Consider the following 21,275-nt stretch of genomic DNA (forward strand, 5'->3'; position numbering starts at 1 on the left):
CTGACTCCAGTAATCGATCAGGAGGTACCGAGGTGACCGAGCTCAAGCGGCGGCCGCTCCCCCATGACTTCCATCCGCCCGTACCGTCGTTCACGGTCGTGAGCGAGGACGTGGCGGAGGGCGCGACGCTCAAGGACGCTCAGGTCTACGCGGCCGGCAACACCTCGCCGCAGCTGCGGTGGGAGGGCTTTCCGCCGGAGACCAAGAGCTTCGCCGTGACCTGCTACGACCCCGATGCCCCGACGGGCAGCGGGTTCTGGCACTGGGTGGTGTTCGACATCCCGGCCTCGGTGACCGAGTTGCCGGTGGGTGCGGGCAGCGGCAAGTTCGAGGGGCTGCCGGAGGGGGCCGTACAGGCTCGGAACGACTACGGGTCGAAGGACTTCGGTGGTGCCGCCCCGCCGCCCGGGGACGGGCCGCATCGGTATGTCTTCACGGTGTACGCCGTGGACCAGGAGAAGCTCGGTCCCGATTCCGACGCCTCTCCTGCGTTCGTCGGCTTCAACCTGCGATTCCACGCGATCGCGCGTGCCCAGTTGGTCGGTGAGTACGAGGTGCCCGCCGAAGCCTGACGTTCACGGGACGTTTGCCCGCCTCTGGTCTTGGAATTGATCAGAGGCGGGCAGTTTTTATTGCGTTGTCCATCTCGGCGTGCCCGGCCAAAGTTGATCCAAGCCCGCCAGGGGGTGGGCCGGTGACGTGGGAGGTGGGCTGGATGCGTGACACGCTGGTGCTGAATGCGAGCTTCGAGCCGCTGTCGACAGTGACGCTGAACCGAGCCGTCGTTCTGGTGCTCCAGGACAAGGCCATCGTCGAGCAGTCCCACCCCGAACTGCGCATGCGCGGAGCCGCGGTCGACATACCGGCGCCCCGGGTGATCAGGTTGTGCAGGTACGTACGGGTGCCGTTCCGAAGACAAGCCCCGTGGTCGAGGCGGGGTGTTCTGGTGCGGGACCGGCACAGGTGCGCGTACTGCGGCCGGCGGGCGACGACCGTGGACCACGTGGTGCCGCGGGCGCAGGGTGGTCAGGACACCTGGCTGAACACGGTGGCCTCGTGCGCGGAGGACAACCACCGCAAGGCGAACCGGACTCCGGAGGAGGCGGGGATGCCGTTGCTCAGGCGACCGTTCGAGCCGACTCCCGCTGACGCGATGCTGTTGTCCCTGGGCCGCGAGGACTTCTCGGCGCTGCCGGACTGGTTGGCCGTGGATGCGGCCTAGCGTCTGCCGGGTTCGGACGGATTGAAGGCAGCCCCGCGTCCCTGGGATGGGTGCGGGGCTGCTTTGTCGTGCGGTCCAGCAGGTCTCAGTCGATCGAAGGCTTCTCTCGGCGTTCCGAGCTGCCGCCGCCGTTGCCGGAGGAACCGCCGCCCATGGCGCCGAAGTTGCCCATCGCGCCCGACAGGCCCTTGAGGGCGTCGCCGATCTCGCTGGGGACGATCCAGAGCTTGTTGGCGTCGCCCTCGGCGATCTTCGGGAGCATCTGGAGGTACTGGTAGGAGAGGAGCTTCTGGTCCGGGTCACCGGCGTGGATGGCCTCGAAGACCGTACGGACGGCCTGGGCCTCGCCCTCGGCGCGCAGGGCGGCGGCCTTGGCCTCACCCTCGGCGCGCAGGATCTGGGACTGCTTCTCACCCTCGGCGGTGAGGATCGCCGCCTGGCGCGTACCTTCGGCGGTGAGGATCGCGGCGCGCTTGTCACGGTCGGCGCGCATCTGCTTCTCCATCGAGTCCTGGATGGAGGTGGGCGGTTCGATCGCCTTGAGCTCGACGCGGTTGACGCGGATGCCCCACTTGCCGGTGGCCTCGTCGAGGACACCGCGCAGGGCAGCGTTGATCTCCTCGCGGGAGGTCAGGGTCCGCTCCAGGTCCATGCCGCCGATGATGTTGCGCAGGGTGGTGACGGTGAGCTGCTCGATCGCCTGGATGTAGCTGGCGACTTCGTAGGTGGCGGCCCGGGCGTCGGTCACCTGGTAGTAGATGACGGTGTCGATGTTCACGACCAGGTTGTCCTGGGTGATCACCGGCTGGGGCGGGAACGGCACGACCTGTTCACGCAGGTCGATGCGGTTGCGGATGGTGTCTATGAACGGGACGACGATGTTGAGGCCCGCGTTGAGCGTCCGCGTGTAGCGGCCGAATCGTTCGACGATCGCTGCGCTCGCCTGCGGGATGACCTGGATCGTCTTGATGAGGGCGATGAAGACCAACACCACCAGGATGATCAAGACGATGATGACCGGTTCCATCGTGCTCCCCGTACCCTTCTCGGCTTCGGCGCTTTCGGAAGATCTTATGGTGTTGAAGATCTTGCTCGACGAGTCTGACAGACCGTCGGGTAACTCGTGGTGCGTTCGGTTCAGTTGCGTCGTCCGAGGTCACATGACGATCGCCGTGGCACCTTCGATCTCCACGACGTCCACTTCCTGACCCACATCGAAAGCGCGCCCGGTGTCGAGGGAGCGGGCCGACCAGACCTCTCCGGCGAGCTTGATCCGGCCACCGGAACCGTCCACGCGCTCCAGCACGACGGCCTGTTTGCCCTTCAACGCGTCCACTCCGCTGACGAGTTGGGGTCGCTGCGAGCGGTGCCGGGCCGCGATGGGCCGCACCACGGCGATGAGGGCGGTCGAGACGACCGCGAAGACCAGCACCTGGACGACGACGCCCGTGCCGAGTCCGGCCGCGATCGCCGCCGCTCCCGCACCTACCGCGAGCATGCCGAACTCCGGCATCGCGGTCACCACGAGCGGGATTCCGAGCGCAGCCGCGCCGATGAGCCACCACACCCATGCGTCGATGTCGTTCACGTGGTCATGGTAGGTCTCCGGGTCCTGCCACGGACAGGGCGCATGGGACCCGAACCTGCTTCTTACCCGTGTTTTCGCGGGTACTTCACCAGGTCACGACAGAGGAAGGCCCTGGGCGGTCCAGCGGTCGCCGACCTGTTCGACGACGAGCGGGAGACCGAAGCAGAGGGAGAGGTTGCGGGAGGTGAGTTCCAGCTCCAGCGGGCCGGCGGCGAGGACCTTGCCCTGACGGATCATCAGGACGTGGGTGAAGCCGGGGGCGATCTCCTCGACGTGGTGGGTGACCATGAGCATCGAGGGGGCGATCGGGTCGCGCGCGAGGCGGCCGAGACGGCGTACGAGGTCCTCGCGGCCGCCGAGGTCGAGGCCGGCGGCGGGCTCGTCGAGGAGGAGCAGCTCGGGGTCGGTCATCAGGGCGCGGGCGATCAGGGTGCGCTTGCGCTCGCCCTCGGAGAGGGTGCCGAACTTGCGGTCCAGGTAGTCGCTCATGCCGAGCCGGTCGAGGAAGGCGCGGGCGCGCTGCTCGTCGATGTCCTCGTACTCCTCCTGCCAGCCGGCGGTCATGCCGTAGGCGGCGGTCAGCACGGTCTGGAGGACGGTCTGCCGCTTGGGGAGCTTGTCGGCCATGGCGATGCCGGCCATGCCGATGCGCGGGCGGAGTTCGAAGACGTCGGTGCCGGGCTTGCCGAGGGTCTCGCCGAGGATGGTGGCGGTGCCCTTGCTGGGGTAGAGGTAGCTCGACGCGAGATTCAGGAGCGTGGTCTTGCCGGCGCCGTTGGGTCCGAGGATGACCCAGCGCTCGCCTTCCTTGACCGACCAGGAGACCTGGTCCACCAGAGCCCGGTCCTCACGGACCACGGATACGTCCTGAAGCTCCAGAACATCGCTCATGAGCGCGTTGTCTCCCCTTGCAGTGTGGCCGGTCTCGGCTGTCGCGTAAGCCAGTGGCTCGGTCCGCCGCGCCGGTGGGCGCAGTCCTCTAGGAAATCTACGCCACCGGCCACCCGCTCCCATCCATCGGTCCGGTCCTTAGGCTGGGGGCATGCTCACGGAACCACGCTCTGGACGCCTTGCCTCATGGGGAAATGCCCTGTTGGCCGGACTTGTCTCACCTGACGATGCCGTGCTCTCGATCGTCGGGGAGGACGCCGTGCACCGGGTGGAGGGGCTGCCCGACGAGACGGCGCCGGTCGGTCTCACGCTCGCGCTCGGGCGGCTGCGTTCGCTCGGTGTCACGGGGCTGCGGGTGGCGCTGCCGGCGCCGGGGCATCCGCTGGGGCTGAGCGGGCCGCCGGAGTTCAACGCGCGGGCGCTGGACGCGGAGGAGGCGGTGGTCTGCCACGGTGCCGCGCTCGGGTTGGTGCCCGAGGTGTACGAGGCCGGGCCCGAGGGTGATGTCCATGTCGAGGTCGTCTGGCACTGCCTTGCCGTGCGGGAGGCTCCGCCGGCGGATGTGCCCTCTCTCGGGGAGGCCGAGCGGGAGCTGGCCGAGGCCCTGCGGGATGCGACCGAGGTGCTGACGCGGCTGGATGTGGCCGGGTCGGGTCCGGTGGCCCAGGCGGCGATCGACGCATATCGGGCGCGGGCCGAGCGGGGGCGGGAGGTGCTGGCGCCGGGGTATCCGCCGCGGGCGGTGCGGGTGCTGGAGCTGGCGCAACGGGTGGGGTTGTTGGTGTCGCTGGCCTATGAGAACGGGCACGGGGGTGCGGTGAGTTCGGGGGAGATGGCTGCTCGGGGCGAGGCGTTGCGGCCGGTGGAGCGTACGGCGCGAAGGGCGCAGGTCGCGGCGTACAACGCGTATGTGGAGGAGCGGGAGCGGGGGGTGCGGTGACCGCCCGCGGCTGAGACCGCGGACGCGCAACGCCAGGGGCCCCTCAAGTCGCCGTTGACTTGAGGGGCCCCTGGCGGTCAGGACACGACGTCAGTCGTTCGTGCCTTCGTTGCCGAAGGTCGGGTTCAGCAGGCCGATGACGTTCACGCTGTCACCGACGACGTTGACGGGGACGTGGACCGGGACCTGGACGAGGTTGCCCGAGCCGACGCCCGGCGACTTCACGGCCGCGCCGTCGGCACCCGCGTCGGCGACAGCGGCACCGGCGGCGGCACCCGTGGCGATACCGGCGACGGTGAGGGCCACGGCGGCCTTCTTGGCGATGTTCATGAGAAGCGTTCCTCCTGCGGTTGCTTGTCCGACCCGGCCGCGGGTCGTGCGCTGAGAACGCCTGAGGAATCCGGAAGGGCACGCGGATTCGAGTTCTCCGGCCCGTTCGGATGATTCGAGCGACAAACGGACCGGCCTCCCGGTGCGCCCGGGAGGCCGGAGGTCACTGCCCGTGGGGCGACCGGTCTCAGTGGTTGATGCCGAGGTTGCCGAAGGCGGGGTTCAGCACACCGATGACGTTCACGCTGTTGCCGACCGCGTTCACCGGGACGTGCACCGGGGCCTGGACGAGGTTGCCCGAGGCGACGCCCGGGGAGCCCACGGCGCTGCCGTCGGCACCCGCGCCACCGGTGGCGGAGGCCATGCCGGCTCCGGCGGCGACCAGACCGCCGGCCACCATCGTCACGGCCGCTGCCTTCTTCAGGTTCTTCATTTCCAACCCCTCCTAGCGATCACTGCGGCGGTTCACCGCAGCACGCACTGGAGAACGGCGGAGATCCACGAAGGATGCGCCATCTGGGGGACATTCCCACGACGGTATGAATCTCAGCCCGGAATGGAACGCTCCGTGTTGCCGTGCGGAGCGCACGCCACGCGCGTTTCAGCCGGTCGCGCCATGGCGTACGGCCCAGAGCGCCGCCTGGGTGCGGTCCGCCAGGTCGAGTTTCATGAGGATGTTCGAGACGTGTGTCTTGACGGTCTTCTCGGAGAGCACCAGGGCACGGGCGATCTCACGGTTGGACCGGCCGTCGGCTATCAGCCCGAGCACCTCCCGCTCCCGCTCGGTGAGCGAACCGCCTCTCCCCTGGCCGGAGTTGTTCTCCTCCTGGGACAGCAGTGCGCCCGCGACCTCGGGTTGCAGCAGGATGTGTCCGGCGTGCACGGACCGGATGGCGCCGGCCAGGGCGTCGGGGTCGACGTCCTTGTAGACATAGCCGGCGGCGCCCGCCCGCAGGGCCGGGACGACCGTGCGCTGCTCGGTGAAGCTGGTGACGATGAGCACGCGCGCGGGGTTGTTCAGTTCGCGGAGTTTGCGCAGTGCCTCGACGCCGTCCATGCCCGGCATCTTGACGTCCATGAGGACGACGTCGGGCTTCAGTTCCTCGGCGCGGGCGACGCCCTCGGCGCCGTCGGCGGCCTCGCCCACGACCTCGATGTCGTCCTGCACTTCGAGGAAGGTGCGCAGCCCCCGGCGGACCACCTGGTGGTCGTCGACGAGCAGGACCTTGATCGCGTCAGCCACCGGGGACCTCCATCTCGATCGTCGTGCCCTTGCCGGGCGCCGATTCCACGGTCAGCGTGCCGCCGACGCCGTTCGTCCGGTCGCGCATGGAGACCAGGCCGAGGTGGCGTCCCGCGCGGCGTATCCCCTGGGGGTCGAAACCGCTGCCGTCGTCCGTCACCCGGAGCACGGCGCCGCCGCCACGCCGGTCCAGGGTCACGTCGACATGCTCGGCGCCGGAGTGCCGCAGGGCGTTGTGCAGGGCTTCCTGGGCGACCCGCAGCGCTGCCTCCTCCTGGGCGGCGGGCAGGGCGCGGACGCCACAGGCCGTGAAGGTCACGCGCGCGGTGTGGGCGCGGTCGAGGACCTGGATCTGGGTGCGCAGGGTCGCCACGAGTCCGTCCTCGTCGAGGGCGGCGGGGCGCAGCTCGACGACGGCGGCGCGCAGTTCGTCGGCGGCCTCTGCGGCGAGCGCGGCCACCTGCTGGAGCTCGCCCTTGGCGCGGGAGGGGTCGCGGTCGACGAGGGCGGCGGCGGCCTGGGCGGTCAGGCGCAGGGAGAACAGCTTCTGGCTGACCGCGTCGTGCAGTTCGTGCGCGAGGCGGGAGCGTTCCTCGGCGATGGTCAGTTCGCGGCTGCGTTCGTAGAGGCGGGCGTTGGTGAGGGCGATGGCCGCGTGCTGGGCGAGGATCGCGAGGAGTTCCTCGTCGTCCTCGGTGAAGCCGCAGCCGCCGTCCGGCTTCGGGCAGTTCTTGTTGGCGAGGAACAGGGCGCCGATGACCTCGTCGCCGTCGCGGATGGGCAGGCCCAGGAAGTCGACCATGTCGGGGTGGGCGGAGGGCCACCCCTCGAAGCGGGGGTCCTTGCGGACGTCGGCGAGGCGCTCGGGCCGGGCCTCGCGCAGCATCGAGGCGAGGATGCCGTGCTGGCGCGGGAGGGGGCCGATGGCCTTCCACTGGGCGTCGCTGACGCCGTCGACGACGAACTGGGCGAAGCCGCCGTGGTCGTCGGGGACGCCGAGGGCCGCGTACTGGGCGTCGAGCAGCTCACGGGCCGAGGCGACGATCGTCTTCAGGACGTCGCGCACCTCGAGGTGCCTGCTCATGGCCAGCAGCGCGGCGCTCACCGCGGCCAGACCGGACCTGGGGCCTTGACTCATGCCCTCACGGTACCGGCGGGGTGTGACAGCGCGGATCCGACCTGTGACGGTGGACGACTAGGGCGGGGGACCTAGGGCAAAGGGCCGCCCCGGTCTGCTGCCCGCGTCCGAGGCGGTGGCCGCGGCCCGGTTCCTACGGTGGGGGCACCGATCGGGGGTGTTCGAGGACGAGGGGACGTGTCTCATGCCGGTAGCGATCATCACGGGCGCCTCCAAGGGGCTGGGCCGGGCGCTGGCCGAGGCCCTGGCGGCCCGGGGCTGGGACCTGGTGCTCGACGCCAGGACGGCGCCGGCGCTCCAGGAGACGGCGGAGTGGCTCACGGCGCACGGAACGCGGGTGACCGCCCTGCCGGGGGACGTGACGGATGCCGGGCACCGGGAGGCGCTCGTGGCGGCCGCGCGGCGGCTCGGCGGGCTGGACCTGCTGGTGAACAACGCGAGCGCGCTGGGCGCCGAGCCGCTGGTGCGGCTGGCGGAGCTTCCCCTTGCGGGGCTGCGGCGGGCGCTGGAGGTCAATGTGGTGGCGGCCTTGGGGCTGGTCCAGGAGGCGTTGCCGCTGCTGCGGGCGTCCGGGACGGGCACGGTGATCGCGGTCAGTTCGGACGCGGCCGCCGAGGCGTACGAGACCTGGGGCGGTTACGGGGCGTCCAAGGCGGCCCTGGACCATCTCGCGGCGGTGCTGGGCGAGGAGGAGCCGGGTCTGCGGGTGTGGGCGGTGGATCCCGGGGACATGGCGACCGATCTGTACGCGGCGGCCGTACCGGACGACGAGGATCCGCGGCCGCAGCCGGCCACGGTGGTGCCTGCCTTCCTGCGGCTGCTGGACGAGCGGCCCGCGAACGGACGCTACGGCGCTCCCGCCCTGCTGGAGTCACGATGACGCTCGCGCTCCGGGTCCCCGAGGAGCTGTCGGCCCGGGTGCCGGCCGAGCAGCGCGGTCCCGGGCGCGGCCGGGACGCCGTACGGCTGCTCGTGTCGCGTGGTACGGCGGTGTCGCACCACGCGTTCGTGGAGCTGCCCCGGCTGCTGCGGGCGGGGGATCTGCTGGTGGTCAACACGTCGTCCACGCTGGCGGCCGCCGTGGACGGGCGGATCGGGCCCGCGCGCGTGGTGGTGCACTTCTCCACGCGCGGGGACGACGGGCGGTGGGCGGTCGAGCTGCGGGATCCGGACGGGAAGGGCACCACGCGCGCGCGTGCCGGAGGGCCCGCGGGGACGCGGGTGCGGCTGCCCGGGGGTGTGCGGCTGACGCTGGAGGAGCCGGTGGCCGCGGCGAGCGAGCGGTTGTGGTGGGCGCGGGTCGCGGGGGCGGGCGTGCTCGGACTCCTGCGGGAGTACGGGCGGCCCATCCGTTACTCCTATACGGAGCGGGACCAGCCGTTGTCCGTGTACCGGACGGTGTTCGCGCTGCCGTCGCCCGACGGGTCGGGCAGCGCGGAGATGCCGAGTGCGGCGCGGCCCTTCACGGCGCGGCTGGTGGCGGAGCTGGTGAGCCGGGGGGTGCAGTTCGCGCCGGTCACGCTGCACACCGGGGTGGCCTCGGTGGAGGCACACGAGCCGCCGTATCCGGAGCGGTTCTCGGTGCCGGAGGCGTCGGCGCGGCTGATCAACGCGGTGCGGGCCGGGGACGGCCGGGTCGTCGCGGTGGGGACGACCGCCGTGCGGGCCGTGGAGTCGGCCGCCGGGTGCGACGGTGTCGTACGCGCGCGTGCGGGGTGGACCGATCTCGTGGTCACTCCGGAGCGTGGGGTGCGGGTGGTCGACGGGCTGCTGACGGGGCTGCACGAGCCGGAGGCCTCGCATCTGCTGATGCTGGAGGCGGTCGCGGGGCGGGCGGCGATCGACCGGGGGTACGAGGCGGCGCTGCGCGGGCTCTACCTGTGGCACGAGTTCGGGGACGTGCATCTCCTGCTCCCGGAGGAGGGCCCTCACGCAGAGCATTGCGGCAGCAACAGTTGGTGAGACCGTTACGCGCCCGATGTGACCCCGCACATAGGGCGCAGATCACGTACTAAGAGAAATAGGAGACAAAGGTTTCCCGCATGAACGGGGCAGACGCTCTATTCTGTCCTGTTTTGACCTTCCCCGATCCACTAAGTCCCTTCGTAGGTCACACCTTTGCCTATGCATTTTGCGGCCGCTAAGAATGGCAGCCGTCGCTCAGCGCCGCGGGTCCCACCCGCGGCGTTTGTGCCGGAAGCACCCTGTCCCCCCGGACTGACGAGCGACCTCCGCGCTATTCGAAGAGGTCCATTTCGCCATGCCCAAGAACACCCCTACTCGTGGCCATAGTCGCGCGCTGACCAAGCGCCACAAGATCGCGATCGCCGGGGTCGCCACGCTCGGCGCCGCCGCCGTCGCGTTCACCGCGATTCCGGGCGGGCAGACGACCACGTCGGAGGCGGCCGCCGCCCCGGGTCAGGTGGCCTACAGCTCCGAGCAGCTGGGGGCCCTGCGGTCGGGCGTCTCCGAGCAGCTCGCCACGGACAGCCTCCAGAGCAGGGCCGTCGAGGCCAAGGAGAAGGCCGCGGCGCGAGCCCTGGCCAAGTCCAAGGCCGAGGCCGCCGCCAAGAAGAAGGCCGCCGAGGCCGCCGCGAAGAAGAAGGCCGACCGGGAGCGCAAGGCCAAGGAGGCCGCGAGCCGGTCCGCCAAGCGCGTCCAGGTCAAGCCCGTCGCCGCGAAGACCTACGCCAACAACCTCGACGGCTGGATCAGGGAAGCCCTGGACATCATGGACGCCAAGGGCATCCCGGGCACGTACAACGGCCTGTACCGCAACATCATGCGGGAGTCCTCCGGCAACCCGAACGCCATCAACGGCTGGGACATCAACGCGATCAACGGCACGCCGTCCATCGGTCTGCTCCAGGTCATCAAGCCGACCTTCGACGCGTACCACGTCGCCGGCACGCCGTGGAGCCAGTACGACCCGGTCGCCAACATCACCGCCGCGGCGAACTACGCGGCCGACAAGTACGGGTCGATCGACAACGTCAACAGCGCGTACTGAGGCCGGCGCGGGCCTCTCGTACACGGACCTCCCGTACGCCGAAGGGCGGCACCCCCACCGGGGTGCCGCCCTTCGGCGTCGCGCTCACCGTCGTACGACAGTGATCACTTGCGCATGACCTCCGGCTCGTGGCGGCGCAGGAAGCGGGCCACGAAGAAGCCGCAGACGACGCCGATGGCGATCAGGGCGGCCATGTCCATGCCCCAGGCGCCGACGGTGTGCTCCCACAGCGGGTCGTTGCTGTCGCCCTTGGCGGGCGGGCTGATCCGGTTGAAGTCGAGCGTGGCGCCCGCGGCGGCGACCGCCCAGCGCGACGGCATCAGGTACGAGAGCTCGTTGACGCCGACCGAGTTGGCCAGGGGGAACAGGCAGCCGGTGAAGACGACCTGGACGATCGCGAACATGACCAGCAACGGCATGGTCTTCTCGGCGGTCTTCACCAGGGCCGAGATGATCAGGCCGAACATCATCGCGGTGAAGCCCAGCGCCATGATCGGGATGCACAGCTCCAGCAGCGTCTGGCTGCCGAGGATCAGGCCCTGGTCCGGAATCGTGCGGCTGGAGAAGCCGATGACACCGACCATCAGGCCCTGGAGCACGGTGACCACGCCGAGAACGAACACCTTGGACATCAGGTACGCGGACCGGGACAGGCCGGTGGCGCGCTCCCGCTCGTAGATGACCCGTTCCTTGATCAGCTCACGGACGGAGTTGGCGGCACCGGCGAAGCAGGCGCCGACCGCGAGGATCAGCAGGACGGTGAGGGCCGTGCCGTTGGCGACGGGCTTGCCGGTGACCGGGTTGATCTCCGTGTTGACCAGGAGGTCCTTGCCCGAGTCGATGAGCAGGCTCACCGAGCCGAGGACGAGCGGCAGGATCACCGTCAGCGCCAGGAAGCCCTTGTCGGAGGCGATCACCGAGACGTAGCGGCGCACCAAGGTGGTGAACTGGGACATCCAGCCCTGCGGCTTCGGCGGCCGCATCGCCTGCATCGGAGGCATCTGTACGGACTGTGGTGCGACCGCGTCGATGTCCGCGGCGTACATCTGGTAGTGCTGGGAGCCCTTCCAGCGTCCGGCCCAGTCGTAGTCGCGGTAGTTCTCGAAGGCGGAGAAGACGTCGGCCCAGGTGTCGTAGCCGAAGAAGTTCAGGGCCTCTTCCGGCGGACCGAAGTAGGCGACGGACCCGCCGGGTGCCATCACCAGGAGCTTGTCGCAGATCGCCAGTTCGGCCACGGAGTGCGTGACGACGAGGACCGTGCGGCCGTCGTCGGCGAGGCCGCGCAGCAGCTGCATGACATCGCGGTCCATGCCCGGGTCCAGGCCGGAGGTCGGCTCGTCCAGGAAGATCAGCGACGGCTTGGTCAGCAGCTCCAGGGCCACCGAGACGCGCTTGCGCTGGCCACCGGAGAGCGAGGTGACCTTCTTGTCCTTGTGGATGTCCAGCTTGAGCTCGCGCAGCACCTCGTCGATGCGGGCGTCGCGCTCGGCGCCGGTGGTGTCGGCCGGGAAGCGCAGCTTGGCCGCGTACTTCAGGGCCTTCTTGACGGTCAGCTCCTTGTGCAGGATGTCGTCCTGCGGGACCAGACCGATGCGCTGGCGCAGCTCGGCGAACTGCTTGTAGAGGTTCCGGTTGTCGTAGAGGACATCGCCCTGGTTGGCGGGCCGGTAGCCGGTCAGCGCCTTGAGCAGGGTCGACTTGCCGGAACCGGACGGGCCGATGACCGCGATCAGCGACTTCTCCGGTACGCCGAAGGAGACGTCCTTGAGGATCTGCTTGCCGCCGTCGACCGTGACGGTCAGGTGGCGGGCCGAGAAGGAGATGTCACCGGTGTCGACGAACTCCTCAAGACGGTCCCCGACCAGGCGGAACGTGGAGTGGCCGACGCCCACGATGTCGTTCGGGCCGAGCAGCTGCGAACCGCCCTTGGCGATCGGCTGGCCGTTGACGTAGGTGCCGTTGTGCGAGCCCAGGTCACGGATCTCGAAGCGGCCGTCGGGCGTCGCGTGGAACTCCGCGTGGTGACGGGAGACCTGGAGGTCCGAGACGACCAGTTCGTTCTCCAGGGCACGGCCGATCCGCATCACGCGGCCGAGCGCGAACTGGTGGAACGTGGTCGGGCTGCGGTCGCCGTAGACCGGCGGCGCCCCCGCGCCACCACCGGGGCCCTGCTGCTGCGGGATCGGCGCGGGCTGGTGCGCCTGCTGCGGCTGCTGCCAGCCGGCCTGCGGGGCCGCCTGCTGAGGCGGCGCCTGCTGCGCCCAGCCCGGGTTGGCGCCCTGCGCGGCGTACGGCTGCTGCTGCGGCTGGGCCTGCGGCGACGCCACGGCGGCCGCGGCGCCGGTCAGGCCGACCAGCGGCCCGTCGGTCGCGTTGCCCAGGTTCACGGACGCGCCGGGGCCGATCTCCAGCTGGTGGATCCGCTGCCCCTGCACGAACGTGCCGTTGGTGCTGCCGTGGTCCTCGATGACCCAACTGCGGCCGTTGAAGCTGATCGTGGCGTGCCGCCAGGAGACCCTGGCGTCGTCGAGCACCACGTCCCCCTGCGGATCACGTCCGAGGGTGTATGACCTGGACGGATCAAGCGTCCAGGTCCGTCCATTTGATTCCAGTACGAGTTCCGGCACTCCATGCCCCACTGAGTAGTCCCCCGAGTTACCCCCAACACAGGGAGTCTAGGGATGTCGAACATCGTCGGGAACTATTTCAGGCTGCACCCCCTGACCGAAAGTCGGGCCTTGTGAAGACCACGTTCGTACGCTTCGACCGGTTCCGTTGACGGGGTTGAAACCGACCCGGAGAGTGGGTAATCCACGCGAGGGGGACAGTGCGGCGACCGGCCGCGCCGCGGATCGGGGGGTCTGCCATGAGTGCGTCCATGAGCGTCGGGGCGGCGAAGCCCGGCACGAGGCTGCCGTGGGGGGACATCCTGTTGTCCGCGATCGCCGCGGTGAGCTGGGCGTTGATCGGGATGGCGGGGACGGCGGCGCTCGGTCTGCATCTGCTGGGGGCGGACACGACGGCCTCGCTCGGCCCGATGACCGCGGCGGTGGTGGCTCTTGGGGCGGGTGGTTCGGTCACTCCGTCCGGCGATGTGTCCGCGTTCGGCCTGTCGGGCGCCCAGGCGGCGACCGCCATCGAGATCACGCCACTCGGTGTCGGACTGGTGGGTGCGCTCCTTTTGTCATGGTTCTTCCTACGGTCCCTGCGCACGGCCGGGGTGGTGATCGCACCGTCCGAACTCCTCGCGCGGGCGGGCGCGGTGATCGCGCTGTTCGTGGCGATGCTGGGCGGGCTGGCCTGGGCCGGGCACGACGTCATCACGATCGACGGGAGCGCGCTGGGGCTCGACGACCTGCCCGGCGGAAGCGGGGGCGGCGGTGTCGAGATCCCCGGGGTCGGCGACATCGGCGACATCGGGGGGCTGCTGCCCGACCGGATCGGCGACCTCGTCGACGCGCAGGCCGCCGTGGGGTTCACCGTGGACACCGCGCCGACGCTGCTCGGCGGCCTCGGCTGGTGCGCCGGGGTCCTGCTGATCGCGCTGCTGGCCTCACGCCGTACGCCCCTCCCCCACGGCTGGGAAGCCGTCCACCGGGTGGTACGGCCTGCCGCGTCCGCCCTGGTCACGGTGTTGCTGATGGCGGTGGCCGCCGGGTTCGCGGCGGCGGCGTACGCGGCGATCGGTGACGACAACCCCAAGCGGATCGCGGGCGCCGCGCTGCTGGGCGCGCCGAACGGGGTGTGGCTGGGCATTCCGATCGGTCTGTTCGTGCCGTTCGACGGCCGGGCGACGGGGGTGCTGACGAACTTCCTGCCCGATCCGCTCGACCGGTTGCTGAACTCCGAGTCCGACCAGTCCGTGACGCTGGGGCGGCTGGCGGAGCTGGACGGGCGGGTGTGGCTGCTGGGGATCGGCGCGGCGATGATGATGCTGCTCGCCGGGGTGCTGACGGCGGTGCGGACGCCGGTGGCGGAGCCCGCGCGGTCCGGTGCACGGCCTGGTGCACGGCCCGGTGCGGTCGTACGGGATCCGGGTGCCGTGCGGTTCGCGGGCCGGTGCGCGCTGCGGCTGGGGGTCGCCACGGCTCTGGCCATGCCGCTGCTCGCCTGGCTGACCGAGGTCGCGGTGGACGCCTCCCTGTCCGTCCTGGGCTTCAACGCCTTCGGCGCCGGGATCAAGCTCGACGGGAACCTCGGGATGGCCCTGCTGCTGGGTGCCCTGTGGGGCGCGGTCGCGGGGGCGGCGGGGGCGCTGCTCGCCCGTGCCACGGGGGCGGCGGGGCAGCGGACCGCGGCGCTGGCACTGGGTGACGTGGGGGCGGGGGCGCCTGGGCGGGGTTCCGGGTGGTCGGCCGAGGGTGCCGGTGAGGGTGGGCTCGGTGCGGGTGGTGTCGGCGGTGCGGTCGGGCCGGGGTACGGGGGCGGGGCCGGGGTGGGGCCGCCGGGTGGTGGGGCGCGGGGGAGCCAGTCCGGGCCGTACTCCTCGGGTTCGTCCTACCGGCCGCCGAATCCGGCGACCAATCCCTATCTGCGGATGCCCGAAGGGATCGTCCGGGAGCCGGAGGACGCCCGGCCGCCCGGAGCGGAGCAGGCCCGTGGGGGCGCCGGGTCCTCCGGAGAGGCGCGTTCGGCCTCACGCGATGCCCGCTCGGCCGAGGAGGCGTCGTCGTGGCCGGATGTCTCGCAGTCGCCCGGTGACGGGATGTACGGCGCTCCGACGGTGGCCCGGCCGGTCGATCCGCCGCCTCGGTCGCCCCATGGGCCGGGACGGATGCCGGAGGAGGACGGGCCGTCTTCCGGGTCGAACCAGCCGGCCAAGCGGCGCCGGCCCCCGCCTCCTCCCCCGTCGCCGCCTCCCCCCGCTCCGAGGGGACCGAAGGGACGGCGGTGACCGGCCGCTCGGGCCGGCGAGCGGAACCGGGCACGTGTCCGCCCGCAATCAGTCGCGTACGCTGCGCAAACGTCCGCGCGCCGTAAGATCGGCGACACCTGCCCGTCGCCCACTGTTCCCTGTCCGTCAGACGGACCTCATGCGCAGAATGCACTGAGTGCCGGATACGGTGGGAACACCATGAGTGCTTCGCAGACCTCGATCGCCGCCTCGATCTCCGATGTCCCCACCCTTCTCGTGAAGATCTTCGGGAAGGACAGGCCGGGCATCACGGCCGGACTCTTCGACACCCTCGCCGCCTTCTCCGTCGACGTGGTCGACATCGAGCAGGTCGTCACCCGTGGCCGCATGGTGCTGTGCGCGCTCGTGACCGCGCCGCCGCGCGGGCTGGAGGGTGATCTGCGGTCGACCGTCCACAGTTGGGCGGAGTCGGTGAAGATGCAGGCGGAGATCATCTCCGGCCGTGGTGACAACAGGCCGCGCGGGCTGGGCCGTTCCCTGGTCACGGTGCTCGGACACCCGCTCACCGCGGAGGCGACGGGGGCGGTGGCCGGTCGTATCACGCGGACCGGCGGCAACATCGACCGTATCTTCCGGCTCGCCAAGTACCCCGTGACCGCGGTGGAGTTCGCGGTGTCCGGTGTGGAGACCGAACCGCTGCGCACGGCCCTGGTGACCGACGCGGCGAAGCTCGGTGTCGATGTCGCGGTCGTCGCGGCGGGGCTGCACCGCCGGGCCCAGCGGCTGATCGTCATGGACGTGGACTCGACGCTCATCCAGGACGAGGTGATCGAGCTCTTCGCGGCGCACGCCGGGTGTGAGGCCGAGGTCGCCGAGGTGACGGCGGCGGCGATGCGCGGGGAGCTGGACTTCGAGCAGTCGCTGCACGCGCGCGTGGCGCTGCTCAAGGGGCTGGACGCCTCGGTGGTGGACAAGGTGCGCAGCGAGGTGCGGCTGACGCCGGGCGCGCGCACGCTGATCCGTACGCTGAAACGGCTCGGCTATCAAGTGGGTGTGGTGTCCGGCGGGTTCACCCAGGTCACGGACGACCTCAAGGACCGGCTCGGGCTGGACTTCGCCCATGCCAACACCCTGGAGATCGCCGAGGGCAGGCTGACCGGCCGGGTCACCGGGGAGATCGTGGACCGGGCGGGCAAGGCGCGGCTGCTGCGCCGGTTCGCCGCGGAGGCGGGCGTACCGCTGGCGCAGACGGTGGCGATCGGTGACGGCGCCAACGACCTGGACATGCTGAACGCGGCCGGGCTCGGGGTCGCCTTCAACGCCAAGCCGGTGGTGCGGGAGGCCGCGCACACCGCGGTGAACTTCCCCTTCCTGGACACGGTCCTGTATCTGCTGGGCGTCACCCGTGAAGAGGTCGAGGCGGCCGACATGCACGACGAGGACTGAGCGACGTACCGCGTGACGAGGGGCCCGGCATCCGCCGGGCCCCTCACGCGCGTCTTGGGAGTGGGTCAGTCGGGTCAGTCGGAGGGGGCCCAGTACTCCAGCAGCGTGGCGACGCCGGGCTCCAGTGCCTTCCAGGAGCCGCTGAAGGACAGGACGGCGAAGGCGGCGGCCGGGAAGCCGCGGCCGCTCATCCGGTCACGGGCATCGCCCTCGGCCGAGCCGGCGAGGATGTCGGCGAGGCCCTGGATGCCCGGGTTGTGGCCGACCAGGACGACGTTCTGCGCGTCGTCGGGGGTCTCGTTGAGCAGGGCGATCAGTTCGCCGGGAGAGGCCTCGTAGATCCGCTCCTCGTAGACCGTTTTCGGCCGGTGCGGGAACTCCTGGACGGCGAGCTTCCAGGTCTCGCGGGTCCGGGTCGCCGTGGAGCACAGGGCCAGGTCCAGGGAGAGACCGGTGTCGGTCAGCCTCCGTCCGGCCTCCGCCGCTTCCTTGCGGCCCCGGTCGGCGAGCGGCCGCTCATGGTCGGTCACCTGTGGCCAGTCGGCCTTCGCATGCCGGAAGAGGACAATCCTGCGGGGTTCTGCGACGCTCATGGGATCCAGCTTCGCATGAAACACGCCACGGGGCGCAGGGAGTTGACCGGCGGATCAGGCCGTGCTCAGCCCGCTATGAGCTGCTGGAGGTGCTGAAGGAGGCGGGTGACGGCGGGGTCGCCGGTCGCCGCGTGGGCGTCCGACGGGTTCAGGATCAGCGCCAGGAGCACGACGAAGGCGAGTGTCGGCAGGGCCAGGGCCCACCAGGGCAGGCGGATGTCGACGCCACCCCGGGACGCCGGGTGGGGCGGGGTCTGCGTAGGGGCCGACATGAGTGCCTCCGCTCGTCTTCGAGTGGTCCGTGACCCGTCTTTCGCGGTCACATCTCGAAGCTACGGGCTCCGCGCCCCTCAACCCATCCGGTGATCCACCCAGTTGACCCTGACACTCACCCCCTAGGGGATGCGGGGGCTACCCCCACCGCGGGCGGGCCGGGGATCCGGGATCAGGGCGAGGCGATCGTCGCGATGACGGCGATGACGATGAAGATGGCGAAGAACGAGCCGAAGACGAGCAGCATCTTCTTCTGGCCGTTCTGGGGGTTCGGCTCGAGCACTGGCATACGCCAAGTCTCGCACCCCCCGGATTCGACGGCCGAGGCGGGGCACCGCGCTCAGCGGGCCGCCTCGTCCTCCACCGTGCGGTTGCGCCCCGCCAGGACGCCCACCACCATCTGCGGGATCATCAGGCCGGTCATGAGGGCGATCGGCAGCCCCCAGCCGCCGCTGCTCTGGTAGAGCACGCCCACCAGGATCGGGCCGGGGATGGAGATCAGATAGCCGGTGCTCTGCGCGAAGGCCGACAACTGGGCGACGCCGACGCCGGTCCTGGCCCGCATCCCGACCATGGTGAGCGCCAGCGGGAAGGCGCAGTTGGCGATGCCGAGCAGGAGGGCCCAGGCCCAGGCGCCGGCGGCCGGGGCGGCGTAGAGACCGGCGTATCCGGCGAGCCCGCAGACGCCGAGCGCGACCACGATCGGGCCCTGGTGCGGCAGCCGGGAGGCCAGGCGCGGGATGACGAAGGCCAGCGGCACGCCCATCACCATGGTGACGGCCAGCAGCAGCCCGGCCGTGGACGCCGGAACGCCCGCGTCCCGGAAGATCTGCGCCATCCAGCCCATCGTGATGTAGGCGGCGGTGGCCTGGAGCCCGAAGAACACGGCGAGCGCCCAGGCGGTACGGCTCCGGGTGATCCGCACGGGGGCGGCGGCCTCCTCGCGCGCGGGGGTCCGCCCGGCCGATGACGCGGGGGCCTTCGCGGCCGTGGAGGCGGCGCCTCGCGCGTCCGGGGCCGCCCCCCGGTCCCGGAGGAGCGGGACCCACGGCACCACGGCCACGGCCGCCAGGACGGCCCACAGGGCGAGTCCGGACTGCCAGTTCCCGCCCAGGGCGTCGGTCATCGGCACGCTCACCGCGGCGGCCGCCGCGGTGCCGAGGGCGACCGCCATGGAGTACAGGCCGGTCATGGAGCCGACCCGGTCCGGGAACCAGCGCTTGACGATGACCGGCATCAGGACGTTGCTGACCGCGATCCCCATCAGGGCCAGGGCGCTGGCGGCCAGGAACCCGGCCGTGCTCCCCGCGTACGGGCGTATGAGCAGGCCCGCGGTGATGGCGAGCATGCCCGCGCACACCACGGCGCTCGGGCCGAAGCGGCGGGCCAGCCGGGGGGCCATGCCGCCGAAGAGGGCGAAACAGAGCGGGGGCATGGAGGTGAGGAGCCCGGCGACGCCGCCGCTCATGCCGAGTCCGTCGCGGACCTCTTCGAGGAGCGCGCCGAGGCTGGTGATGGCCGGGCGGAGGTTCAGGGCGGACAGCACGATGGCGACGACGACCAGACGCACCACCCACGCGCGCGGGGCGCGCATCGCGGCCGCCTGGGCATCTCCCTGGGCATCCGACGCCACGTCGACGGCCGGGTCGGTGGCCGACGTGCGTACGGTCGTGGGTTGCGTCGTCCGGGTTTCCTCACGCGCCATGAGACCCATCATAGAATCATAGGATGATTGGTTGTCCATCCTCGGGCCGCCCGCACCGGCCCCGCCCGTGCGAAGGTGTGCCATGCCTCTGAGTCATCCCCGTCGGTCGGCGCTGTCCGAGCAGGTCATCGCCGCGCTGCGGACCCAGATCACGTCGGGCGAGTGGCCGGTCGGTGCCCGGATCCCCACGGAACCCGAACTGGTCGAGCAGCTCGGCGTCGCCCGCAACACCGTCCGCGAGGCGGTCCGCGCGCTGGCGCACAACGGCCTGCTGGACATCCGCCAGGGCTCGGGAACGTATGTCGTGGCGACCAGTGAGCTGGCGGGTGTGATGCACCGCCGCTTCGCCGACGCCGACCCCCGGCACATCGCCGAGCTGCGGTCCACCCTGGAGTCGTCCGCCGCCCGGCTGGCCGCCGTACGGCGCACGGAGAAGGACCTCAAGCAGCTCGACGCGCTCCTGGTGCGGCGCGAGGAGGCCTGGGAGTCGGGCGACACGGAGGCCTTCGTGGCCGCGGACGCCACCTTCCACCTCGCGGTGGTGGCCGCCTCCCACAACGACGTGATGACCGAGATGTACGCCGACCTGGGCGAGGTGCTGCGGGACTGGCTGCGCGAGGACGTCGGCGAGGAGCTGACACCGGAGACGCACATGGACCACGCGCGGCTGGTCGACGCGATCCGGACCGGCGACGCGGCCGCGGCGGCCGAGGAGGCGGCCAGCTATCCGTTCCTGTGCCGTCCCGGGCGGTTCAGCGAGCCAGCTTCCGGTGGCTGACCCATACCGCGCGGATCTCCTTCCAGCACCGGCCGGTCAGCCTCACGGTCTGGGCGGGCCCGGCCCGAACCTGGGCGCCGTCGCTGTCGAGGTCCCACCAGCGGTCGCACTCGATGTGCAGGCGGACGCCGTCGGTACGCGGATACGGGTTGTGGCAGTACGCGGTCACCTGGGAGCCGGTGATCCTGCTGTGGCAGGAGGCGCCGAACGGCTCCGGCGCGGCGGCCCGCCGCGTCTCCACGCGCGCGTGCGGCATCGCGTCGTACGGCAGGGACATCACGAGACAGACGGCTGCGGTCACTGAGGCCAGGCTGCGGGACAGGCGCACAAGGGACCTCCTCGGCCGGGCTGGGGAGGGAATCACGGAGTGAACGCGTAATCCAGGGTGCGCAGTTGTGGCCGGTGCCCGCCCGGGCTGGTGAGCCGAACGGGTGAGGGCCCGCACCCGTGGCGGGTGCGGGCCCTCGGACCGGGCCGGGCCTCGGCGGCGGGGTCACGCGCCGATGGCGTGCAGGCCTCCGTCGACGTGGATGATCTCGCCGGTGGTCTTCGGGAACCAGTCGCTCAGCAGGGCGACGATGCCGCGGCCGGCCGGCTCCGGGTCCTTCAGGTCCCACTCCAGCGGGGAGCGGCTGTCCCACACGGCGGCCAGGTCGCTGAAGCCCGGGATGGACTTGGCGGCCATGGAGCCGATGGGGCCAGCGGAGATGAGGTTGCAGCGGATGTTCTGCTTGCCCAGGTCACGCGCCATGTAGCGGCTGGTGGCCTCCAGGGCGGCCTTGGCCGGGCCCATCCAGTCGTACTGCGGCCAGGCGTACTGCGCGTCGAAGGTGAGGCCGACGACCGAGCCGCCGTTCTGCATCAGCGGCAGACAGGCCATGGTCAGCGACTTCAGGGAGAACGCCGAGACGTGCATGGCGGTGGCCACGGACTCGAACGGCGTGTTGAGGAAGTTGCCGCCGAGGGCGTCCTGCGGGGCGAAGCCGATGGAGTGCACGACGCCGTCCAGGCCGCCCAGCTCCTCGGCGACCAGGTCGGCCAGCCGCGCCAGGTGCTCGTCGTTGCTGACGTCGAGCTCGATGACCTTGGTGGGCTTGGGGAGCTTCTTGGCGATGCGCTCGGTCAGCGTGGGCCGCGGGAAGGCGGTCAGGATGATCTCGGCGCCCTGCTCCTGGGCCAGCTTGGCGGCGTGGAAGGCGATGGAGGACTCCATCAGCACACCGGTGATCAGGACGCGCTTGCCCTCGAGAATTCCGCTCATGG

The 21,275-nt window shown here is 71.0% G+C and carries 22 protein-coding genes and 1 pseudogene; 9 read left to right on the plus strand and 14 right to left on the minus strand.

All coding sequences use genetic code 11. From position 1 onward, the window contains the following. Nucleotides 1–32 precede the first annotated feature (32 nt). Together SLINC_RS10880 and SLINC_RS10885 are read left to right on the plus strand one after the other, a co-directional pair. Nucleotides 33–572 (plus strand): YbhB/YbcL family Raf kinase inhibitor-like protein, encoded by a 540-nt coding sequence (locus SLINC_RS10880; RefSeq protein WP_067430011.1) that lies wholly within the window; start codon nt 33–35, stop codon nt 570–572. 143 nt (nt 573–715) lie between these two features. Next, complete coding sequence (locus SLINC_RS10885) at nt 716–1,222, plus strand: HNH endonuclease (RefSeq protein ID WP_067445217.1); 507 nt, start codon at nt 716–718, stop codon at nt 1,220–1,222. 85 nt (nt 1,223–1,307) lie between these two features. Here the strand turns inward: SLINC_RS10885 and SLINC_RS10890 are convergent, their stop codons facing one another. The 3 genes and pseudogenes from SLINC_RS10890 to SLINC_RS10900 all read right to left on the minus strand — a co-directional run. Beyond that, entirely contained in the window at nt 1,308–2,249 is a 942-nt protein-coding gene (locus tag SLINC_RS10890; RefSeq protein WP_067430013.1) for an SPFH domain-containing protein, read from the minus strand. A 129-nt stretch (nt 2,250–2,378) separates the two neighbouring features. After that, nucleotides 2,379–2,810: an NfeD family protein gene (locus SLINC_RS10895; RefSeq protein WP_067430015.1), complete on the minus strand. Its 432-nt coding sequence runs from the start codon at nt 2,808–2,810 to the stop codon at nt 2,379–2,381. 360 nt (nt 2,811–3,170) lie between these two features. Then, nucleotides 3,171–3,824: pseudogene (locus SLINC_RS10900) on the minus strand (ABC transporter ATP-binding protein); the annotation flags it as partial. Nucleotides 3,825–3,852: 28 nt separating this feature from the next. Between SLINC_RS10900 and SLINC_RS10905 the strand changes: the two are divergent. Then, nucleotides 3,853–4,641, plus strand: coding sequence for a hypothetical protein (locus SLINC_RS10905; RefSeq protein WP_079164491.1), 789 nt, complete (start codon nt 3,853–3,855; stop codon nt 4,639–4,641). 90 nt (nt 4,642–4,731) lie between these two features. Here the strand turns inward: SLINC_RS10905 and SLINC_RS10910 are convergent, their stop codons facing one another. The 4 genes from SLINC_RS10910 to SLINC_RS10925 all read right to left on the minus strand — a co-directional run bounded on the left by SLINC_RS10910 (nt 4,732) and on the right by SLINC_RS10925 (nt 7,352). Further along, complete coding sequence (locus SLINC_RS10910) at nt 4,732–4,971, minus strand: chaplin (protein WP_067430024.1); 240 nt, start codon at nt 4,969–4,971, stop codon at nt 4,732–4,734. A gap of 187 nt (nt 4,972–5,158) precedes the next feature. Next, entirely contained in the window at nt 5,159–5,404 is a 246-nt protein-coding gene (gene chpE / locus SLINC_RS10915) for a chaplin ChpE (protein ID WP_067430027.1), read from the minus strand. Nucleotides 5,405–5,572: 168 nt separating this feature from the next. After that, nucleotides 5,573–6,214, minus strand: a complete 642-nt coding sequence (locus SLINC_RS10920) for a response regulator (RefSeq protein WP_067430030.1) — start codon at nt 6,212–6,214, stop codon at nt 5,573–5,575. Further along, nucleotides 6,207–7,352, minus strand: coding sequence for a GAF domain-containing sensor histidine kinase (locus SLINC_RS10925; protein WP_067430034.1), 1,146 nt, complete (start codon nt 7,350–7,352; stop codon nt 6,207–6,209). The genes SLINC_RS10920 and SLINC_RS10925 overlap by 8 nt, the downstream gene beginning before the upstream one ends. Nucleotides 7,353–7,536: 184 nt before the next feature. On the opposite strand from SLINC_RS10925, the gene SLINC_RS10930 reads away from it, so the two are divergent. The 3 genes from SLINC_RS10930 to SLINC_RS10940 all read left to right on the plus strand — a co-directional run bounded on the left by SLINC_RS10930 (nt 7,537) and on the right by SLINC_RS10940 (nt 10,362). Then, nucleotides 7,537–8,232, plus strand: coding sequence for an SDR family NAD(P)-dependent oxidoreductase (locus tag SLINC_RS10930; protein ID WP_067430037.1), 696 nt, complete (start codon nt 7,537–7,539; stop codon nt 8,230–8,232). Then, on the plus strand, nt 8,229–9,314 hold the full coding sequence (locus SLINC_RS10935) for an S-adenosylmethionine:tRNA ribosyltransferase-isomerase (RefSeq protein WP_067430040.1): 1,086 nt from the start codon (nt 8,229–8,231) through the stop codon (nt 9,312–9,314). Before SLINC_RS10930 ends, SLINC_RS10935 begins: the two co-directional genes overlap by 4 nt. A gap of 298 nt (nt 9,315–9,612) precedes the next feature. Then, a complete protein-coding gene (locus SLINC_RS10940) occupies nt 9,613–10,362 on the plus strand; it encodes a transglycosylase SLT domain-containing protein (RefSeq protein WP_067430043.1) in 750 nt (249 codons plus the stop codon). Nucleotides 10,363–10,466: 104 nt separating this feature from the next. Here SLINC_RS10940 and SLINC_RS10945 read toward each other — a convergent pair whose 3' ends face one another. Then, nucleotides 10,467–12,989: an ABC transporter ATP-binding protein/permease gene (locus SLINC_RS10945; protein WP_067430046.1), complete on the minus strand. Its 2,523-nt coding sequence runs from the start codon at nt 12,987–12,989 to the stop codon at nt 10,467–10,469. Between the two features lie 239 nt (nt 12,990–13,228). Between SLINC_RS10945 and SLINC_RS10950 the strand changes: the two genes are divergently transcribed. Continuing rightward, nucleotides 13,229–15,256, plus strand: a complete 2,028-nt coding sequence (locus SLINC_RS10950) for a streptophobe family protein (RefSeq protein WP_067430049.1) — start codon at nt 13,229–13,231, stop codon at nt 15,254–15,256. 180 nt (nt 15,257–15,436) lie between these two features. Then, a complete protein-coding gene (gene serB / locus SLINC_RS10955) occupies nt 15,437–16,663 on the plus strand; it encodes a phosphoserine phosphatase SerB (RefSeq protein ID WP_067430052.1) in 1,227 nt (408 codons plus the stop codon). 74 nt (nt 16,664–16,737) lie between these two features. On the opposite strand, the gene SLINC_RS10960 is transcribed toward serB, so the two are convergent. The 4 genes from SLINC_RS10960 to SLINC_RS10970 all read right to left on the minus strand — a co-directional run bounded on the left by SLINC_RS10960 (nt 16,738) and on the right by SLINC_RS10970 (nt 19,243). Further along, the gene (locus SLINC_RS10960; protein WP_067430053.1) at nt 16,738–17,256 is read right to left on the minus strand and encodes a SixA phosphatase family protein; all 519 of its coding nucleotides are present in this window, start codon (nt 17,254–17,256) and stop codon (nt 16,738–16,740) included. Nucleotides 17,257–17,321: 65 nt separating this feature from the next. After that, complete coding sequence (locus SLINC_RS10965; protein WP_067430055.1) at nt 17,322–17,528, minus strand: hypothetical protein; 207 nt, start codon at nt 17,526–17,528, stop codon at nt 17,322–17,324. Between the two features lie 173 nt (nt 17,529–17,701). Continuing rightward, nucleotides 17,702–17,818 carry an SGM_5486 family transporter-associated protein gene (locus SLINC_RS49960; RefSeq protein ID WP_252100554.1) on the minus strand — a complete coding sequence of 39 codons (117 nt, stop codon included), beginning with the start codon at nt 17,816–17,818 and terminating at the stop codon, nt 17,702–17,704. A gap of 51 nt (nt 17,819–17,869) precedes the next feature. Further along, complete coding sequence (locus tag SLINC_RS10970; RefSeq protein ID WP_375141478.1) at nt 17,870–19,243, minus strand: CynX/NimT family MFS transporter; 1,374 nt, start codon at nt 19,241–19,243, stop codon at nt 17,870–17,872. Nucleotides 19,244–19,316: 73 nt separating this feature from the next. Here SLINC_RS10970 and SLINC_RS10975 point away from each other — a divergent pair, with 73 nt between their 5' ends. Next, the gene (locus SLINC_RS10975) at nt 19,317–20,012 is read left to right on the plus strand and encodes a FadR/GntR family transcriptional regulator (RefSeq protein WP_067430062.1); all 696 of its coding nucleotides are present in this window, start codon (nt 19,317–19,319) and stop codon (nt 20,010–20,012) included. On the opposite strand, the gene SLINC_RS10980 is transcribed toward SLINC_RS10975, so the two are convergent. Further along, nucleotides 19,987–20,340: a hypothetical protein gene (locus SLINC_RS10980; RefSeq protein ID WP_067430064.1), complete on the minus strand. Its 354-nt coding sequence runs from the start codon at nt 20,338–20,340 to the stop codon at nt 19,987–19,989. The genes SLINC_RS10975 and SLINC_RS10980 overlap by 26 nt on opposite strands. A gap of 165 nt (nt 20,341–20,505) precedes the next feature. After that, on the minus strand, nt 20,506–21,273 hold the full coding sequence (fabI, locus tag SLINC_RS10985) for an enoyl-ACP reductase FabI (protein WP_067430066.1): 768 nt from the start codon (nt 21,271–21,273) through the stop codon (nt 20,506–20,508). Between the last annotated feature and the right edge of the window lie 2 nt (nt 21,274–21,275).

Origin of the sequence: Streptomyces lincolnensis (assembly GCF_001685355.1) — a bacterium.
GTDB lineage: Bacteria > Actinomycetota > Actinomycetes > Streptomycetales > Streptomycetaceae > Streptomyces > Streptomyces lincolnensis.

Excerpts from the sequence above, each read along its gene's own strand:
- SLINC_RS10885 (WP_067445217.1), top strand. The coding sequence starts at position 716 with ATGCGTGACACGCTGGTGCTGAATGCGAGCTTCGAGCCGCTGTCGACA.
- SLINC_RS10890 (WP_067430013.1), bottom strand. The coding sequence starts at position 2,249 with ATGGAACCGGTCATCATCGTCTTGATCATCCTGGTGGTGTTGGTCTTC.
- SLINC_RS10905 (WP_079164491.1), top strand. The coding sequence starts at position 3,853 with ATGCTCACGGAACCACGCTCTGGACGCCTTGCCTCATGGGGAAATGCC.
- SLINC_RS10910 (WP_067430024.1), bottom strand. The coding sequence starts at position 4,971 with ATGAACATCGCCAAGAAGGCCGCCGTGGCCCTCACCGTCGCCGGTATC.
- chpE (WP_067430027.1), bottom strand. The coding sequence starts at position 5,404 with ATGAAGAACCTGAAGAAGGCAGCGGCCGTGACGATGGTGGCCGGCGGT.
- SLINC_RS10925 (WP_067430034.1), bottom strand. The coding sequence starts at position 7,352 with ATGAGTCAAGGCCCCAGGTCCGGTCTGGCCGCGGTGAGCGCCGCGCTG.
- SLINC_RS10930 (WP_067430037.1), top strand. The coding sequence starts at position 7,537 with ATGCCGGTAGCGATCATCACGGGCGCCTCCAAGGGGCTGGGCCGGGCG.
- SLINC_RS10935 (WP_067430040.1), top strand. The coding sequence starts at position 8,229 with ATGACGCTCGCGCTCCGGGTCCCCGAGGAGCTGTCGGCCCGGGTGCCG.
- SLINC_RS10940 (WP_067430043.1), top strand. The coding sequence starts at position 9,613 with ATGCCCAAGAACACCCCTACTCGTGGCCATAGTCGCGCGCTGACCAAG.
- SLINC_RS10950 (WP_067430049.1), top strand. The coding sequence starts at position 13,229 with ATGAGTGCGTCCATGAGCGTCGGGGCGGCGAAGCCCGGCACGAGGCTG.
- serB (WP_067430052.1), top strand. The coding sequence starts at position 15,437 with ATGAGTGCTTCGCAGACCTCGATCGCCGCCTCGATCTCCGATGTCCCC.
- SLINC_RS10960 (WP_067430053.1), bottom strand. The coding sequence starts at position 17,256 with ATGAGCGTCGCAGAACCCCGCAGGATTGTCCTCTTCCGGCATGCGAAG.
- SLINC_RS10965 (WP_067430055.1), bottom strand. The coding sequence starts at position 17,528 with ATGTCGGCCCCTACGCAGACCCCGCCCCACCCGGCGTCCCGGGGTGGC.
- SLINC_RS49960 (WP_252100554.1), bottom strand. The coding sequence starts at position 17,818 with ATGCCAGTGCTCGAGCCGAACCCCCAGAACGGCCAGAAGAAGATGCTG.
- SLINC_RS10970 (WP_375141478.1), bottom strand. The coding sequence starts at position 19,243 with ATGGGTCTCATGGCGCGTGAGGAAACCCGGACGACGCAACCCACGACC.
- SLINC_RS10975 (WP_067430062.1), top strand. The coding sequence starts at position 19,317 with ATGCCTCTGAGTCATCCCCGTCGGTCGGCGCTGTCCGAGCAGGTCATC.
- fabI (WP_067430066.1), bottom strand. The coding sequence starts at position 21,273 with ATGAGCGGAATTCTCGAGGGCAAGCGCGTCCTGATCACCGGTGTGCTG.